Origin of the sequence: Streptomyces sp. NPDC017940 (assembly GCF_044328435.1) — a bacterium.
Classification (GTDB): Bacteria; Actinomycetota; Actinomycetes; order Streptomycetales; family Streptomycetaceae; genus Streptomyces.
Genome location: NZ_JBIRHJ010000008.1, coordinates 292308 through 308836 on the forward strand (window position 1 = coordinate 292308; position 16529 = coordinate 308836).

Annotated in this window: 12 protein-coding genes and 1 pseudogene; 2 read left to right on the forward strand and 11 right to left on the reverse strand. The window is 73.1% G+C overall.

Annotated elements, in window-relative coordinates:
* Positions 1–80 precede the first annotated feature (80 nt).
* From ACH4DX_RS27600 to pdhA, 6 genes and pseudogenes are all read right to left on the reverse strand, one after another.
* Entirely contained in the window at positions 81–1193 is a 1113-nt protein-coding gene (locus tag ACH4DX_RS27600) for a potassium channel family protein (protein ID WP_398119619.1), read from the reverse strand.
* On the reverse strand, positions 1190–2995 hold the full coding sequence (locus tag ACH4DX_RS27605) for a molybdopterin molybdotransferase MoeA (RefSeq protein ID WP_398157152.1): 1806 nt from the start codon (positions 2993–2995) through the stop codon (positions 1190–1192). The genes ACH4DX_RS27600 and ACH4DX_RS27605 overlap by 4 nt, the downstream gene beginning before the upstream one ends.
* Positions 2996–3336: 341 nt before the next feature.
* Positions 3337–4428, reverse strand: a pseudogene (locus tag ACH4DX_RS27610) (DUF6457 domain-containing protein); the annotation flags it as partial.
* A gap of 54 nt (positions 4429–4482) precedes the next feature.
* Positions 4483–6135, reverse strand: a complete 1653-nt coding sequence (locus ACH4DX_RS27615; protein ID WP_398157277.1) for a dihydrolipoamide acetyltransferase family protein — start codon at positions 6133–6135, stop codon at positions 4483–4485.
* The gene (locus tag ACH4DX_RS27620) at positions 6135–7139 is read right to left on the reverse strand and encodes an alpha-ketoacid dehydrogenase subunit beta (RefSeq protein WP_398157153.1); all 1005 of its coding nucleotides are present in this window, start codon (positions 7137–7139) and stop codon (positions 6135–6137) included. The genes ACH4DX_RS27615 and ACH4DX_RS27620 overlap by 1 nt, the downstream gene beginning before the upstream one ends.
* Positions 7136–8278 carry a pyruvate dehydrogenase (acetyl-transferring) E1 component subunit alpha gene (gene pdhA, locus ACH4DX_RS27625; RefSeq protein ID WP_398157154.1) on the reverse strand — a complete coding sequence of 381 codons (1143 nt, stop codon included), beginning with the start codon at positions 8276–8278 and terminating at the stop codon, positions 7136–7138. Before pdhA ends, ACH4DX_RS27620 begins: the two co-directional genes overlap by 4 nt.
* 198 nt (positions 8279–8476) lie before the next feature.
* Between pdhA and ACH4DX_RS27630 the strand changes: the two genes are divergently transcribed.
* Entirely contained in the window at positions 8477–8977 is a 501-nt protein-coding gene (locus tag ACH4DX_RS27630; protein ID WP_398119612.1) for an Lrp/AsnC family transcriptional regulator, read from the forward strand.
* A 28-nt stretch (positions 8978–9005) separates the two neighbouring features.
* Here ACH4DX_RS27630 and ACH4DX_RS27635 read toward each other — a convergent pair whose 3' ends face one another.
* Together ACH4DX_RS27635 and ACH4DX_RS27640 are read right to left on the reverse strand one after the other, a co-directional pair.
* A complete protein-coding gene (locus ACH4DX_RS27635; RefSeq protein WP_398119610.1) occupies positions 9006–9596 on the reverse strand; it encodes a TetR/AcrR family transcriptional regulator in 591 nt (196 codons plus the stop codon).
* Complete coding sequence (locus ACH4DX_RS27640) at positions 9593–11107, reverse strand: 3-hydroxyacyl-CoA dehydrogenase (RefSeq protein ID WP_398119608.1); 1515 nt, start codon at positions 11105–11107, stop codon at positions 9593–9595. Before ACH4DX_RS27640 ends, ACH4DX_RS27635 begins: the two co-directional genes overlap by 4 nt.
* Positions 11108–11303: 196 nt before the next feature.
* On the opposite strand from ACH4DX_RS27640, the gene paaN reads away from it, so the two are divergent.
* Complete coding sequence (paaN, locus tag ACH4DX_RS27645) at positions 11304–12995, forward strand: phenylacetic acid degradation protein PaaN (protein WP_398157155.1); 1692 nt, start codon at positions 11304–11306, stop codon at positions 12993–12995.
* Between the two features lie 70 nt (positions 12996–13065).
* On the opposite strand, the gene ACH4DX_RS27650 is transcribed toward paaN, so the two are convergent.
* Genes ACH4DX_RS27650 through ACH4DX_RS27660 form a run of 3 tightly spaced genes read right to left on the reverse strand, consistent with a single transcriptional unit; the run spans position 13066 to position 16369 of the window.
* Positions 13066–13932 (reverse strand): TrmH family RNA methyltransferase, encoded by an 867-nt coding sequence (locus ACH4DX_RS27650; RefSeq protein WP_398157156.1) that lies wholly within the window; start codon positions 13930–13932, stop codon positions 13066–13068.
* The gene (locus ACH4DX_RS27655) at positions 13929–15203 is read right to left on the reverse strand and encodes an HTTM domain-containing protein (protein ID WP_398157278.1); all 1275 of its coding nucleotides are present in this window, start codon (positions 15201–15203) and stop codon (positions 13929–13931) included. The genes ACH4DX_RS27650 and ACH4DX_RS27655 overlap by 4 nt, the downstream gene beginning before the upstream one ends.
* The gene (locus ACH4DX_RS27660) at positions 15203–16369 is read right to left on the reverse strand and encodes a DUF5819 family protein (RefSeq protein WP_398157157.1); all 1167 of its coding nucleotides are present in this window, start codon (positions 16367–16369) and stop codon (positions 15203–15205) included. The genes ACH4DX_RS27655 and ACH4DX_RS27660 overlap by 1 nt, the downstream gene beginning before the upstream one ends.
* Between the last annotated feature and the right edge of the window lie 160 nt (positions 16370–16529).

A 16529-nucleotide genomic window follows, 5' to 3' on the forward strand; every position in this document is an offset into this window, starting at 1 on the left:
AGGCTACTCCGGGGCGTCCCGTTCCGACCTGCTGAGGGGCCACGCGGGCTGTCCCGGGCGGGGCGGGGGCGGTCGCTCGGTCAGGGGCGGGGTGAGCGCCTCGGGTCCATGCCGCCTGTGGCCGGTGTCGGCGCCGGGTGCGGGGAGGCCCGCACGATGGTGATCAGGCGGTCCGTCAGCTGGAGCTTGCCGATGGCCGGGTCGTCGTACCCGAGCACCCGATGGCCCCGTACGACACTGACGATGAGGTCGGCAGTCTCCCGCACCCCCTTGCCCACCTCGGCCTTTATCACCGGCCGCTCGACGAGGTCGAGCCCGCTGCCCTGCTGGATCAGGTCCTCCATCACCAGGCCCGCACTCGGGCTGAGCACCGAGAGGCCGAGCAACCGGCCCGCCGCGCTGGCACTGGTGATGACGGCGTCGGCACCCGACTGGCGCAGCAGCGGCGCGTTCTCCTCCTCGCGCACCGCCGCCACGATCTTCGCCCCCCGGTTGAGCTGGCGCGCGGTCAGCGCGACAAGGACGGCCGTGTCGTCGCGCTGGGTCGCGATGATGACCTGCCGGGCCCGCTGCAACTCGGCCCGGAGCAGGACGTCGCTACGGGTTGCGTCACCGACGACCCCGGCGAACCCCTCGGCGGTGGCCGCGTCCACCACCTTCGAACTGGGGTCGACGATCACGATCTGCTCGGGTTTCAGCCCGGTCGCCTGCAAGGTCTGCACCGCCGACCGGCCCTTGGTGCCGAATCCGACGACGACGGTGTGCTCACGCAAGTTGGACCTCCAGCGGGAAAGCCGCCATTCCTCACGGGTGCGTTCGGTCAGCACTTCGAGGGTGGTGCCGACGAGGATGATCAGGAAGAGCACGCGCAACGGCGTGATCAGCAGGATGTTGACGAGCCGCGCACTGTCGCTGTGCGGCACGATATCGCCGTAACCGGTCGTGGAGAGGGTCACGGTGGCGTAGTACGACGCGTCGAGCAGGTCGACCGTGTCGTTCGCGTTGTCGTGGTAGCCGTCCCGGTCGATCCACACGATGAAGATCGTCAGGACGAGCACGAACAGCGCCATCAGCAGACGCTTGCCGACCTGGAGCAGCGGCCGCTCCACCACCCGCCTGGGCAGTTTCACCCGGTGTGTCACCAAGTGTTCGTCGGCTTGGCGCGCGATGGCGTCATGGCCGGAAAGTTTCACGTGAAACACACCTCGCCGTCGGCGCCGGGGGCGCTCACCTCTCCTTGCATTGCGCCCGGTTCCGTCCAGGGCAGATCGAGAAGCTCCAGCTCCTGCTGACGGCCCGCGCCCCGCGGGGGGATCACCGCGAGCCCGTCGGCGACCGCGATGCTCCGCAGCATCGCGGGGCCGTTGTAGTGCAGCGGCACGGCGTACTCCCCCCGCAGGGCGACCGGGACCAGCCGCGTGTCGTGCGGATGGCCGGGTACGTCGTCCCGTACGGGAGCGGTGTACGGCTCCGCGGTCGGGCGGCCCCCGAGCCCGCGCAGCAGGGGCTCGGCCAGTGTCAGCAGGCCGGAGACGGCGGCTAGCGGGTTGCCGGGCAGGCCCACGAGGTGCCGCATCCGGCTGTCGCCTGCCATGGTGGGCAGCCGGGCGAGCAGCATGGGGTGGCCCGGCCGCACGGCGACACCGTCGACGAGCAGCTCGGCGCGCAGGCGGCGGAGCGTGGGGTGGACGTGGTCGACGGGCCCGGACGCGGTGCCCCCGGTCGTCACGACGACATCGGCCGTGGCCGTGGCGAGGGCTTCATGGAGTGCTTCGGCGTCGTCACCGAGGCGACGGACCGCGGTCACCTCCGCGCCGAGCGCCCGCAGCCACGGCGGGAGCATCGGCCCGAGGGCGTCCCGGATGCGGCCCTCCTGAGGCAGACCCGAGGTCAACAACTCGTCCCCGAGGACCAGGACTTCCACACGCGGCCGTGCGGTGACGTACAGCGCGTCGTACCCGGCGGCCGCCGCGAGCCCCAGCACCGCCGGGGTCACCTGGGAGCCGGGCGGCAGGAGTTGGTCACCGGCCCGGCACTCCTGGCCGCGCGGCCGGATGTCCTGCCCGGGGACGACCTCGCGCCGTGCGTGCAGATGGTTCTTGTCGTCGACGTGGCCGTGCTCGCTGCGGATCACGGCCGTGGTGTCCCGCGGGATGCGCGCCCCGGTCGCGATCGGCACCGCCTCGCCGTCGCCGAGGGGGTCGGGGGTGTCCTGTCCGGCGAGGATTCCGGGCGGGCGGGGGTCGGTGCGGTTGGCCGTGCGGGTGTCGGGGTGAGCGTCCGTGCGGGTGTCGGTGCGGTTGGTCGTGCGGCTGTCGGTACCGGACAGCAAGGTCCATGGCCCCGGGCCCGCCACGGCCCATCCGTCCATCGCCGAGGTGTCGAAGGAGGGCAGGTCGGTGAGCGCGGTCAGGGGGGTCGCGAGGGTGCGGCCGAGGGTGCTGGGGAGCGGGGTCGCCTTCGCCTCCGGCGGGACCGCGGCCCTTGCGGCAACGACACCGGCGCGGCGCGCGATGGCACGGGCTTCGGTCCATCGGGTGGAGCGGGAGCGGGCGGTGTGCTCGGGGGACTCGGGGCTGTGCGGGGGAGGGGAGGCCGGGTTGGTCTTGTGGCTGGTCTTGTGGTGGGGCTCGTGGCTGGTCTTGTAGGTGGGCTCGTGGTGGGGCTCGGTGTGTGCGGCGGGGGCGGCGGGGGTCTGCGGGGGAGCCGTTGCTCCGGGGGTGGCGAGGCCGGTGCCGGTGCCATCGCCGTCCCTGACGGTGCCGTCACCTGTACCGGCGCCGCAGCCCGTACCGGCGCCACTGCCGGTTCCCGTGCTCGCGCCGCTGCCGGTATTCGTACCCGTGCCGCTGCCGGTACCAGCGGCATTGCCTGCACCCGCGCTGGCGGCAGCCGCGCGCTCGGGACGCACGGCGCCCTTCCCGGCCCGGTTCCGGTCTTCGTTCACCAGGGCCAACGCCTCATCGAGCTCGGCGTCGGCCGCGCTGCCGCTCATGGGGTGCCTGGCTGGGTGTGGGAGGGGCTGGAGGGTACGGCGGGTTCGGCGGGTCCCGTAACGCTGGAGGGGTCGGCGGACCCGGCAGGCCCGGTGGTTCCAGCGGGCCCTGGGGGCTCGGCAGTCCCGGAGGAACCGGGGGCCCCGGAGGAACCGGAAGCCTCGGAGGAACCGGAAGCCCCGGAGGGCGCGAAGGGCTCAGCTGCCCCGGAGGGCGCGGAGGGCCCCGTAGCCCCGGAGGGCCCAGCAGCCCCGGAGGGCCCCGTAGCCCCGGCAGGCTCGGTGGACCCGGTGGACCCGGTGGACCCGGTGGACCCGGAGGGGGCCGAGGAGGGGGCAGCGGCGCTGGGGGCCGAGGACGTGGGGGCGTCGGGCTTCGGCGTCGCACTCGTCCCGTTCGCCGCCTCCTCCTCGGCCCACCGCGCGGCCAGCACGGCCGCCTTGCGCGCGGCGTCCGCCACGGCCTGCGGACCGCCGCCGCCCGCCCCGGCCTGCGCTGCCGCGTACCCGACCAGGAAGGTGGTCAGGGGCGCGGCCGGCCTGGCCACGCCGTGCGCCGCGTCGCGGGCGAGGTCCAGCAGGATGCCGGTGTCGACGTCGAGCTCGATGCCCAGTTCGTCCTTGACTGCGGTAATCCATTCATCCAACACGTGCCCATGCTCCCTGATCCGCGTGCGGGCCGCCGCGATGTCGTCCCAGGTGTCGCAGTCGAACGCGGCGAGGGGATCGGCGACGCGCACCATCTCGAGCCGGGCGACGAGGCGCCGCAACGGCATCCCGGCGAGTCCGTGCCGCACTTCTCCGTGCCCGGACGTACCGGGCCCCGCCCCCGCGCCGTCGCCGTCGTTCGTGGCAAGCCCTCTATGGGCAGGATCGGCGAGCCCTCGAAGAGCCTCACGGAGTGCCGCTGTCCGGTAGACCGCCACGAGAGGCTGGTCCCGGCCGTCGGGGTCGGTCAGCATCGCGCCGTCGGCGGCACCCGTGCCGATGCCAAGCCCCGCGCCGCCCGCGCGCCGCACCCCTCTCGCGTCGTCGTGGATGCCGTCGTGGCCGTCTCCCTCGTCCTGGCCGTCCGCCACGGACAGGGCGGCGATCAGACGGTGGACGGTCCGCTCCCGCAGGAACGGCAGGTCGGCCGAGAGCACCACGACCAGCTCGGCGTTCGTACGGCGGAGCCCGGCGTCGAGCGCGGCCAGCGGCCCGCCGCCCGCAGGGATCTCGCGCGCCCACACCACGGGCCGCGGCGTCGGCCGGGGCGCCGCCACGACGACAGTGGTCCCCGCGCCCGCGCACGCGGCGAGCACCCGGTCGAGCAGGGCGCGCCCACCTACCCGCAGGCCCGGCTTGTCCGCGCCGCCGAGCCGCGCGGCCCGACCTCCGGCCAGCACGACGGCGTCGAAGGGGGCGGCGTCGGGAGCCGTGCGTGAGTTCACCCCACGAGTATGGACACAGCCACGATCAATGCCACCCCCGCGGGGGTGTCCTCGTCACACCGACCGCAACAGCACCGCAGGATGCTCCACACAGTCCGCGACGAAGCGCAGAAAACCGCCCGCCGTACCACCGTCACACACCCGGTGGTCGAAGGTGAGCGACAACTGCACCACTTGACGCACCGCCAGCTCACCCTGGTGCACCCACGGCTTGGGCACGATGCGGCCGACGCCAAGCATGGCCGCCTCGGGGTGGTTGATGATCGGTGTGGACCCGTCGACCCCGAACACGCCGTAGTTGTTCAACGTGAACGTGGATCCCGTGAGTTCCCCCGGCGTCAGCGTTCCCGTGCGGGCGGCCTCCGCGAGGCGCGTCAGCTCGGCGCTCAGCGACTCCGTGTCGCGGTCGTGCGCGCCCCTCACGACCGGCACGACGAGCCCCCGCTCGGTCTGCGCGGCGAAGCCGAGGTGCACCTCGTCGAGCTGGAGGACCTCCCGCGCGTCCATGTCGACCCTGGAGTTGAGCTCCGGGTGGCGGGCGAGGGCCGCCGTGCAGACTCGGGCGAGGAGCGCGAGCAGCGAGACCTTCGGCCCGCCTGCCGCGTTCATCACCGCGCGGGCGTGCAGCAGTTCCGTCGCGTCGGCGTCGACCCAGCACGTCGCGTCCGGTATCTCACGGCGGCTGCGCGCCAGCTTGTCGGCGACGGCGCCGCGTACACCGCGCAACGGGATCCGCGCGACCCCCGTGCCGGTCGTACCGTCCGCTTCCGTGCCGGACGCCGCGCCGGCCGGTGTCGTACCCGCTCCGCCTGCTCCGAAGGTGACCCCGATGCCCGGCACCGGACCCTGCGTGCCAGTGGTCGCGGGAGGCGCCGCGGCCGCCGGGCCCGTGATCGACGCGACGAGGGTCGCGGCGGCCCGCACGGCGTCCTCCACGTCGGCCCGCAGGATCAGCCCGTCGGGACCGGAGCCGACGAGCTGCCGCAGGTCCACGCCGTGCTCCCGCGCCAGTTTGCGGACGAGCGGGGAGATCACGGGGACGGGGCCGTCATTCCGCGCGGGAGCCGCGTCGCCTCGCGCGGGAGCGGCCTCGCCTCGCGCGTGCGTGACCCCGGCCCCGGAACCCCCGCTTCCCAGGAGGGCGGACCCGGAGGTGCCCCTCTCCCCCGAAGCCACGCCCCCCGCCCGCGAGCCCGGACCGGACGGGGAGCTTACGCCGGACGGCGAACCCGCACCGTCAGCCCCCCGGCCCGCGGCCCCGGCACCACCCCCCGCGCTCCCTCCGGAAACCTCCGGTGGCCGCACCCTGCGCCTCCGCGCCGGCGGTGCCGTCGTGCCGTACCCGACGAGGACGTTCCCCGATGCGTCGTCCCCGGCCGCCGCACCGCCGTCGCCACGGGACGCAGGACCGCCGGAGGCCCGGTCCACGGCAGGGGCGCCGGTGCCCAGGCCTGCCGCGGGGGCGCCCACGGCGACCGTGAGGAGCGGTGCGCCCACGGGCAGTTCGGTGCCCTCCGCGCCGAAGCGGGCCGTCACCACGCCCCCGTACGGACACGGCACCTCGACCATGGCCTTGGCCGTCTCGACCTCGACGACGGGCTGGTCGACCTCCACGACGTCGCCGACCTCCACGAGCCAGCGCGTGATCTCGGCCTCCGTGAGCCCCTCGCCGAGGTCGGGCAGCTTGAACTCCAGGACCTGCGCCATCAGCTCCCCGCTTCCCACTGCAACCGTGCCACCGCGTCCAGGATCCGGTCGACGCCCGGGAGGTGGTGCCGCTCCAGCATCGGCGGCGGATAGGGGATGTCGAACCCGGCGACCCGCAGCACCGGCGCCTCCAGGTGGTGGAAGCAGCGCTCCGTGACCCGCGCGGCGATCTCCCCGCCGGGGCCGCCGAAGCCGCCCGACTCGTGCACGACCACGGCGCGGCCCGTACGCCGCACGGACGCGGCCACCGTCTCGTCGTCGAAGGGCACGAGGGAGCGCAGATCGACCACTTCGAGGTCCCAGCCCTCGGCCTGCGCCGCCTCGGCCGCCTCCAGGCAGACAGGCACGGAAGGGCCGTACGTGAGAAGAGTGGCGCTGCGGCCCGCGCGCCGCACCACGGCCCTGCCGATGGGCTCGACGGCGGTCGGCGCGTCCGGATTCCAGTCGGCCTTGGACCAGTAGAGCCGCTTCGGCTCCAGGACGACGACGGGGTCGTCGGAGGCGATGGCCGCCCGCAGCAGGCCGTACGCGTCGGCGACGGTGGCGGGGGTGACGACGTGCAGGCCCGGCGTCGCCATGTAGTACGCCTCGGAGGAGTCGCTGTGGTGCTCGACGCCGCCGATACCGCCGCCGTAGGGCACCCGGACGGTGAGGGGCAGCGCGAGGCCGCCCCGGGTGCGGTTGCGCATCCGCGCCACGTGCGAGATCAGCTGCTCGAAGGCGGGGTAGGCGAACGCGTCGAACTGCATCTCCACGACCGGCCGCAGTCCGTACATCGCCATGCCCACGGCCGTCCCCAGGATGCCCGCCTCCGCCAGCGGGGTGTCCGTGCAGCGCGCCTCGCCGAACTCGGCGGCGAGGCCGTCGGTGACCCGGAAGACACCGCCGAGGGTGCCGACGTCCTCACCGAGGACGTGCACGGTGGGGTCGTCGGCCATCGCGTCCCGCAGCGCGCGTCCGAGCGCCTGCCCCATGGTGGCCGGTTTCACGGCGACTGTGGTCATCGTCCCGCTCCGTACGCCTCGTCCTCGGCCGCCAGCTCGGCCCGCAACCGGGCCGCCTGCTCCCGCAGTTGGGTGGTCGGCTCCGCGTACACGTGCGCGAACAGGTCCATGGGGTCCAGGGCGGGTTTCGCGTTCATGCGTTCCCTGAGGTCCGCGGCCATCGCCTCCGCCGAGGCGCGCACCGCGTTCCTGCGGTCCTCGTCGAGCAGGCCGCGCTCGGTGAGTTCACGCTCGATGAGCACGATCGGGTCGTGGTCGCGCCAGGCGTCGACCTCGGCGTCCCCGCGGTAGCGCGTCGCGTCGTCGGCGTTCGTGTGCGCCTCCATGCGGTACGTGACGGCCTCGACGAGCGTCGGGCCGCCGCCCTCCCGGGCGGTGCGCACCGCGTCGGTGAGGACCTCGTACACCGCGACCGCGTCGTTGCCGTCGACCAGGCGGCCCGGTATGCCGTACCCGACGGCCTTGTGGGCCAGGGAGGGGGCGGCCGTCTGCTTGGCGAGCGGCACGGAGATCGCGAAGCCGTTGTTCTGTACGAGGAAGACGACGGGGGCCCGCCAGACGGCGGCGAAGTTCAGGGCCTCGTGGAAGTCGCCCTCGCTGGTGCCGCCGTCGCCGACCAGGGCGAGCGCGACCACGTCGTCGCCCTTGAGGCGCGCGGCGTGCGCGAGGCCCACGGCGTGCGGCAGCTGGGTGGCCAGGGGAGTGCACAGGGGGGCCGTGCGGTGCTCGCGCGGGTCGTATCCGGTGTGCCAGTCGCCGCGCAGGAGGGTGAGGGCCGCCACGGGGTCGAGGCCGCGGGCGACCGCGGCGAGCGTGTCCCGATAGCTCGGGAACAGCCAGTCCTGCTCGCGCAGGGAGAACGCCGCGGCGATCTGGCTGGCCTCCTGGCCGGTGCTCGACGGGTACACGGCGAGCCTGCCCTGCTTCGTGAGGGCCGTCGCCTGCGTGTTGTACCGGCGGCCGCGCACGAGCTCGCCGTGGAGGCGCAGCAGCAGTTCCTGGTCCACCGCTCCGGCGGCCCGGGTGCCCAGGACGCGATACGGCTCCGCGTCCGGCAGGAGCGGCGCGGGGTCGGTCCTCGGCTGCCATGCGGGGGGCGGGGCGGGCTGGTGGGCGCCCCGCTGCTCCATGACCGTCATGACGGCACCTCCTGGGGGAACTCGGAAAAGCAGTCTCCTCGTGGGAGCGGAAGCGAGGCGCGCCGACGTGATGCGCCTCACCTACCGATTGTTCGGTCGTCGGCACATTTTGGCTACAGGCACCTCCAGGCTGTGGACAAACGGTTCTCCACAGCCTGGGATGGATGCAGTACGTCCATGGTAGGGAGGCGGGGGGACATGGCACCTGAACGAATGGCCGACGGCGGCGCAGGTGAGCGCCCGGAGCCCCAGCTCCGCCCGCTGGACTCCATCGACCGCGACATCCTTCACATCCTGCACACGGACGGTCGCGCCTCGATACGCTCCGTGTCCGAGCGCGTGCACGTCTCCCGGGCCAATGCCTACGCGCGCATCAATCGCCTCATCGACGACGGCGTGATCCGCGGTTTCGGCGCCCGCATCAACCACGAACGTGCTGGTCAGGGCGCCTCCGCCTACATCACCCTGAAGATCGTCCAGAACGGCTGGCGCACGGTCCGCGAACAGCTGCGGACCCTGCCGGGGGCCTCCCACATCGCGCTGGTCAGCGGGGACTTCGACGTACTGCTCCTGGTGCACACGCCGGACAACCGCGCGCTGCGGGAGCTGGTGCTCACCCGGATCCAGTCCATCCCGGAGGTACTCAGCACCCGTACGCTGCTGGTCTTCGAGGAGGACGACCTGGAGGCGGAGCGCTGAGGTCGCGGGCAGCGGCCTCCCGGCCGGGTCAGCCGCCGGTGCGCAGTCCCGCGAACGCGAGCTGCACCACGGCGTCGGCGACCTGGGCACCGCTGGCGGCGTTGCGTGCCTCCGGTTTGTACCACTCCGCGATGGAGTTGATCATTCCGAAGAGCAGCCGGGTGGCCAGCCGCAGCTCGACGTCGGAGCGCAGGTCGCCGTCCGCGACGGCTTCCTTGAGCAGTTCGGCGACCTCGTGGTCGAACTCCCTGCGCCGCTCGAGGGCCCACCGCTCGGTGTCGGTGTTGCCGCGCACCCGCAGCAGCAGCGTCACATAGGGCAGTTCGGCGATCAGGACCTCGACGGTGCGCCGGGTCACGTACTCCAGGCGCCCGACCGCGCCGCCCTCGCGCGCGTGCTCCTCGGCGAGGATCCCGAAGAGCCCGTCGAGTGCCCGGCTCACCGCGCGGCGCAGCAGTTCCTCCTTGCCCGACACATGGTGGTAGATCGACGACTTGGAGATGCCGGCGGCCTTGGAGAGGTGCTCCATGGACGTGCCGTCGTAGCCGCGCTCGTTGAAGACCCGTACGGCGACGTCGAGGAGGGTGTCGGGGGTGTAGGTGTCACGCCGGGCGCTCATGCGTGGTCCTCCTTCGCGGCGGCGCGGCGCAGCCCCTGGGATGCGGCGTAGCGTCCCGTGGGGTACTCGTCGTGCAGGTGGTCGAGGACTGCCGTGACCCAGTACAGGCCGAGGTCGGCGCCCCAGGAGAGCGGCCCGCGCGGGTAGTTGACGCCCAGGCGCATGGCGGTGTCGATGTCGTCGGCGTCCGCCACGCCGCGGGCCACGGCGTCGTGGGCGAAGTCGACGAGCATGGCGACCGTACGGGCCACGATCATCCCGGGGGTGGCGCGTACGACGCTGACCTTCTTGCCGAGCGCCTGGAAGAGGCCCACCGCCTCGCCGAGCGCGCGCTCGTCCACGCGCGCCGCGGGGGCGAGGGCGATGCGGGTGGCCGCTCCGTAGTCGAGGGCCAGGTCGAACTGGATGGTGGGCTGTGCGGCGGCGTCGGGTGACGAGCCGTCGGCGAGGGCGAGGCGGGTGCCCCCGTAGAGCTCGATCCAGCCGGGGAAGTCCGGGTGCGCGGACTTCCCTCGCTCCACCCGGACGCCGGCGCCCTCGATGAGCGGCAGCAGGCCGGCTGCCTGGAACAGCTCACCGTGCAGGGCGACGGACCCCGGCGCTTCCGCGGGGCCCGCGGTGTGGGGCCGTGGCCGTTCGGCGCCGTCCCCGTACGCGAACCAGCCCTGTCCGCTCTTGCGGCCGAGGCGCCGGGACTCGACGAGGCGCCGCTGGGCGAGGGACGGGGTGAACTTGGGGTCCTGGAAGAACGACTCCCAGACCGAACGGGTGACGGCTTCGTTCACATCCTGGCCGATGAGGTCGGTGAGCTCGAAGGGGCCCATCTTGAAGCCGCCGGACTCGCGCAGGACCGCGTCTACGGTCGCGGGGTCGGCGGCGCGCTCCTCGTGCACGCGCAGCGCCTCCGCGTAGAAGGGCCGGGCCACGCGGTTGACGAGGAAGCCGGGGGTGTCGGCGCAGTGGACCGGTGTCTTTCCCCAGGCCCGCGCGGTGGCGTACGCGCGCGTGGCCGTCGCCTCGTCCGTGGCGTGACCGCTGACCACCTCCACCAGGGGCAGCAGCGGCGCCGGGTTGAAGAAGTGCAGTCCGACGAAGCGGCCCGGGCGCCCCAGCGCGCCCGCGACGGCCGTCACCGACAGGGACGACGTGTTGGTGGCCAGCACGCAGTCGTCCGCCACGACCTCCTCGAGGTCCTGGAACAGACGTTGCTTGACGTCGAGTTGCTCGATGACGGCTTCGACGACCAGCTTGCACCCGGCGAGGGCGTCGAGTCCGTCGACGGCTTCGAGGCGTCCGGCCGCGGCGTCCCGTGCGGACGCGTCGAGGCGGCCCTTCTCCACGAGGCGGTCCAGGCGGGCGGTGATCGCGGCGGCCGCCGTGCGCGCGTGGCCCGGCGCGGCGTCGTACAGCCGCACGGGGTGGCCCGCCACCAGGGCGACCTGGGCGATGCCCTGGCCCATGGTGCCGGTGCCGACCACGGCGACGGGGCCAGCGAGATCGAGTGCTGTCATGCTCGCGATCCTCCCGCACGGGGGTGTGGACCGAGGGTCCGGGGGTGGCCGGGGAAGGTTTTCCACAGGTTCGACGGACCCCCTTGTCCCGACCGATCGTTCGGTTACTCTAGCCCTGTCCAGGTGTTCCCGCCCACTGCCCCTGCCCAGCTCGCCAGCTCGAAGGAGAGCTGACTCGACGAGGAGTTGGTCCCTCATGGCCGCCGAACTCACCGCGCACCAGCTGATCGACAAGCACCGGCCCACCCTCGACCAGGCGCTGGAGACGATCCGCACCCGCGCGTACTGGTCGCCGCACCCCGAGCACCCCAAGGCCTATGGGGAGAACGGCAGCCTGAGCCTCCCCGAGGGCAAAGCCGCCTTCGAAGCCCTGCTGAACGAGCGCTTCGACCTCGACCAGCCGGGCACGGACGACTGGACGGGGGCGGAAGTGTCGCCCTACGGACCCGAGTTGGGCATCACCTATCCGCACCCGGACGTGGACGCCCTGCTGCCCGCCATGCGCGCGGGCACGCCCGCCTGGCGCGACGCCGGGCCCGACGTGCGCGCCATGGTCTGCCTGGAGATCCTGGCCCGCATCAGCGCCCGTACGCACGAGTTCGCGCACGCCGTCATGCACACCAGCGGCCAGGCCTTCATGATGGCGTTCCAGGCGGGCGGCCCGCACGCCCAGGACCGCGGCCTCGAAGCGGTCGCTTATGCGTACGCGGAGCAGTCCCGCACCCCCGGCACCGCCGAGTGGACCAAGCCCCAGGGCAAGCGCGACCCGCTCGCCCTGACCAAGCGCTTCACCCCGGTCGGCCGCGGCATCGCCCTCCTGATCGGCTGCAACACCTTCCCGACGTGGAACGGCTACCCCGGCTTCTTCGCCTCCCTCGCCACCGGCAACCCCGTCCTGGTCAAGCCGCATCCGCGCGCGGTGCTGCCGCTCGCCCTGACCGTGCGTGTCGCCCGGGAGGTCCTCGGCGAGGCGGGCTTCGACCCGAACCTGGTCGCGCTGGCCGTCGAGCGCCCCGGTGAGGGCATCGCCAAGACCCTGGCCGTCCGCCCCGAAATCAAGATCATCGACTACACAGGTTCGACGGCCTTCGGCGACTGGCTGGAGACCAACGCCCGGCAGGCCCAGGTCTACACGGAGAAGGCAGGCGTCAACACGGTCGTCGTCGAGTCGACCGACGACTACAAGGGCATGCTGTCCAACCTGGCCTTCTCCCTGTCGCTGTACAGCGGCCAGATGTGCACGACCCCGCAGAACCTCCTGATCCCCCGCGAGGGCATCCGGACGGACACGGGCTCCAAGACCTACGACGAGGTGGTCACCGACCTAGCGGGCGCGGTGAACGGCCTGCTCGGCGACGACGCCCGGGCGAACGGCATCCTCGGCGCGCTGGTCAACCCGGACGTGCGCGCACGCCTGGAGGCCGCTGCCGGGCTCGGTGAGGTGGCCCTCGCCTCGCGGGAGGTGACCCATGCGGAGTTCCCTGACGCCGTGGTGCGCACGCCGGTGATCGTGAAGCTGGACGGCGCCAAGCCGGACGCCGAGGCGGCGTATCTGAGCGAGTGCTTCGGTCCGGTCTCCTTCGCCGTCGCCGTGGACTCCGCGGCGGACGCCGTGGAGCTGCTGCGGCGCACGGTCCGCGAGAAGGGCGCGATGACGGTCGGGGCGTACACCACCTCGCCGGAGTTCTCCGAAGCCGTGGAGGAGACCTGTCTGGAGGAGAGCGCCCAGCTGTCTCTGAACCTGACGGGCGGTGTCTATGTGAACCAGACGGCGGCGTTCTCCGACTTCCACGGCTCGGGCGGCAACCCGGCCGCGAACTCCGCGCTGTGCGACGCCGCGTTCGTCGCCAACCGCTTCCGGGTGGTGGAGATCCGCAAGGAGGCGTGAGCCGGCCGACAGCCATGGGTCCGCGGCTCGAGGCGCGGACTTCGTCCCAGGCCGCCGGGGAGGCGGGTGCTCAGGCTCCCGGCGGTCTGCCGGACGACCAGTGGAACAGCGTCATACCCACACTCGTCGCGAGGTTGTAGCTCGACACCTGTGGCCGCATCGGCAGCGACACCAGGTGGTCCGCGCGGGCCCGCAGTGCGGCGGAGAGGCCACTGCGCTCCGAGCCGAACGCGAGTACGGCGTCGTCGGGGATCTTCAGCCCGCGGATGTCCGCACCCTCGGCGTCGAGGGCGAACAGCGGGCCCGCGGGGAGTTCCGGGACGTCGATGTGCTCCACCGCCGTGGCGAAGTGCAGCCCCGCGCCACCGCGTACGACCGTGGGGTGCCAGGGGTCGAGCGTGCCCGTCGTGACGACTCCCGTCGCGCCGAAGCCCGCGGCGAGCCGGATCACCGCCCCGGCGTTGCCGAGGTTGCGGGGGTCGTCGAGGACGACGACCGGCGCGGACCTCGGCGCGTGCGCCAGGGTCCGGAGGTTGGCGGCACGCGAGGGGCGCACGGCCAGGGCCGCCACGGCGGTGGGGTGCAGCCGGGGCACCAGGGCCCGCAGCGTCGCGTCGTCGGTCTCGGCCAGCAGTGCGTCCAGGGCGGCCGTCACGTCCGGGGCCAGGTCCTCGGCGAGAGCGAGGACGGCGGCCTTGTCCCCGGCCAGCGCCACGGGGACGCGGGCGTCGAAGCGCAGGGCGTGCTTCAGGGCGTGGAAGCCGTCGAGCAGCACATGGGAGCCGGCGAGCGCCCGCCAGACCCGAACGGGGTCCTCCGCGCCCGCCTCCGGCGCCCCGCCACGCCCTCCTGCCGCTGCCGTCCTGCGCAACTCGTCGCGCTCCTCCGCTGCCGCCCTCCGCGGCCTGTCGTTGTCCGCTGTCGCGCTGCCGCTCATGCTCCGAACCCTACGCGCGCCTGCTCGGTGACCGCTGCGGCCTGCTCTTCTTCCTTCGGTAGCGGCGACGGCGCGGACTTGCGCGGCAGTCGCGGCGCGCGTGCGAGCAAGCCGTCACGCGTGCGTGCCACCCGGCCGCCGAGGCGGCGCAGGAACGGCGTGGGCAGGAAGACCGCGTCGGCCGCGATCATCGCGAGCGAGAAGAACGGCAGCCCCAGGACGACGGCGATGACGGCGTGCTCGAAGATCATCACCGCCAGGAGGACGTTCTTGACGCGCCGGTTGAACAGGGTGAACGGGAAGGCGACCTGCACGGCGACCGTCCCGTAGGTCACCAGCATCACCAGCACACCGTGCGAGGCCAGCAGGTCGGCGAGCGCGGGCCAGGGGGAGAAGTAGTCGAGCTGGAGCGGGTAGTAGACGGCCGTACCGTCCTGCCAGCGACTGCCCTGGATCTTGTACCAGCCCGCCGTGGCGTAGATCAGGCACGCCTCGACCATGATCACCAACACGGCGGCGTTGTGCGCGAGGTTGGCGACGACGTCGAGCAGCAGCCGGGGCTCCCCGTCCGGAGCCCTACGACCGGCGAACCACCACAGGCCGTGCGCGAGCCACAGCCCCCAGAAGAGCACCGGCCAGTACCCGTCGAGCTCCCCCATGAACGTCACGACGGACAGCGCGAGCCCGAGGACCCACCACAGCACGGGGCCGACCCGGTCCTCGCGGCCCGGCGAGGCGGCGACGCGGCTCTCCCCACGGTCCGGCGAGGTGGCGCCATCGCTTTCCCCGCCCCGGGAGGCAGCGCGCGCCGCCCGCCGCGCGTCCAGGGACCAGACCTGGCCGCACCGCGTGAACACCAGGTACATGGCCATGAGATGGATGACGTTGTCGCCGCCGTCGCCCATGAAGATGCTGCGGTTCTGCAACGAGAGCACGCCGATCATGAAGAGCACGGACATGGTGCGTGTGCGCCAGCCCACCAGGAGCAGGGCGCTGGACAGTATCGCCAGGAAGTAGACGATCTCGAACCACACGCGACCGTCCGACCACATCAGCGCGGTGAAGGCGTCGTTGGCGGAGATGAGCCGCTGGGCCATGTCCCAGCTCCAGGGCCCTTCGGGCCCGTACAGCTCATGCCGGTGCGGCAGCTCGCGCAGCAGGAACAGCAGCCAGGTGGCGGCGAAGCCGATGCGGACCACCGCGGTCTGGTACGGGCCGAAGGCGTGCGCCGTGACGCGCTGCACGGCACGGGCGAACGGGTCGAGACGGATCACCGGACGGCTCCCTTGCCCTCGGCGGCCACGTCCTTGCCCTCGGCGGCCACGTCCCTGCGCGCCCGGTCCTCGTCCGCGAGCGGCAGGTCGGACGGGGTCACCGACCACCACGGCAGGACGCGCTGCACCGGCTTGGTACTGATTTTCTCGTCACTCCACTCCGGCGGCGGCACCGGCGTGGTATGGGACCTGACCTGCACCTGGTCGAAGGCCTCAGCGTGGGCGAGCGGCTCGTTCCGGTCCAGGCGGAGCAGCGCGATGCGGCGGACGTAGCGCTCGGACAATTCGCCGCGCAGGCCGGTGGGACGATTCTGCGCGTCGTGGGTGGCGACGAAGAAGTCCCAGCCCCTACGGAGTTCGTTCTGCTGGGTGTGGCTCGGCAGCGGGTTGTGGTCGATGGCGGCGCCGTCCTGCGCGGACAGGTTGTACCAGCGGGTGGTCCTGGAGGACCCGTCGGCCGTACGGACCCGCGCACGCACCTCCACCGCGACGTTCTGCTGGAGCGGGTTGGGCGCGAACAGCTTCCAGTTCTGCTCGAACTCGGGATAGATCCAGTCCTCGACCGTCCGGCCGTGCTCCTTCGTCACGGTGTTGGACGGTGCGACGTGCAGGAACAGCATGCCGACGTGGACGCAGACGGCGGCGACGACCACGGCCAGGACGAGGGCGGCGACGGCTTGCGGCCCTCGGGAGAGGGCGGCGATGCCGGATGGGGGGCGGGGTGGGGCGGGGGGCGGCGGGGGCGCGGTCGGGGTTTCGGGCCCGGGCGACTCGTCGAGGCCGGGGTTCGGACCGGTCGCCCCGTCGCCCCACGGACCCGGCCAGGTCGGCCCGTCGAACGCAGGGCCCGGACCGGTCGGCTCCTTGCGCCCGGGGTCCGGCCCGGTCGGCTCGTCCAACCCCGAGCCCGGCTCGGTTGGCTCCTCGCGCCCCGAGTTCGGCCCGGTCGGCCCGTCGAACCCCTGGCCCGGCCCGGTGGGACGGGAAGCAAGCCTGGCCGGCTCGGTGGGCTCGGCGGCACGTCTGGGCCCGGCGGGCTCGGCCGCACGCCCAGCCGACTCCGTGGGCCCGGCGGGCTCGGAGGCCCGCCCGGCGGGCTCGCCGCGCGGACCCTTGTCGTACCCGTCCATCTCGCCCCGTTCCTCGACCCTCCACCGGTCCATGCACAGGTCCCTGCACCGGTCTCTGCACCGGACCACGCCGCCGGACCCCGCACCGGACCCCGCCGCCGGAACGGTACTCAGACCCGTCCGCCAGGCCCAGGCGTCCCGGAGGTTATCCACAGGGTTGACACCTTAAGGCGAGCCACCGCACCATTGAGTC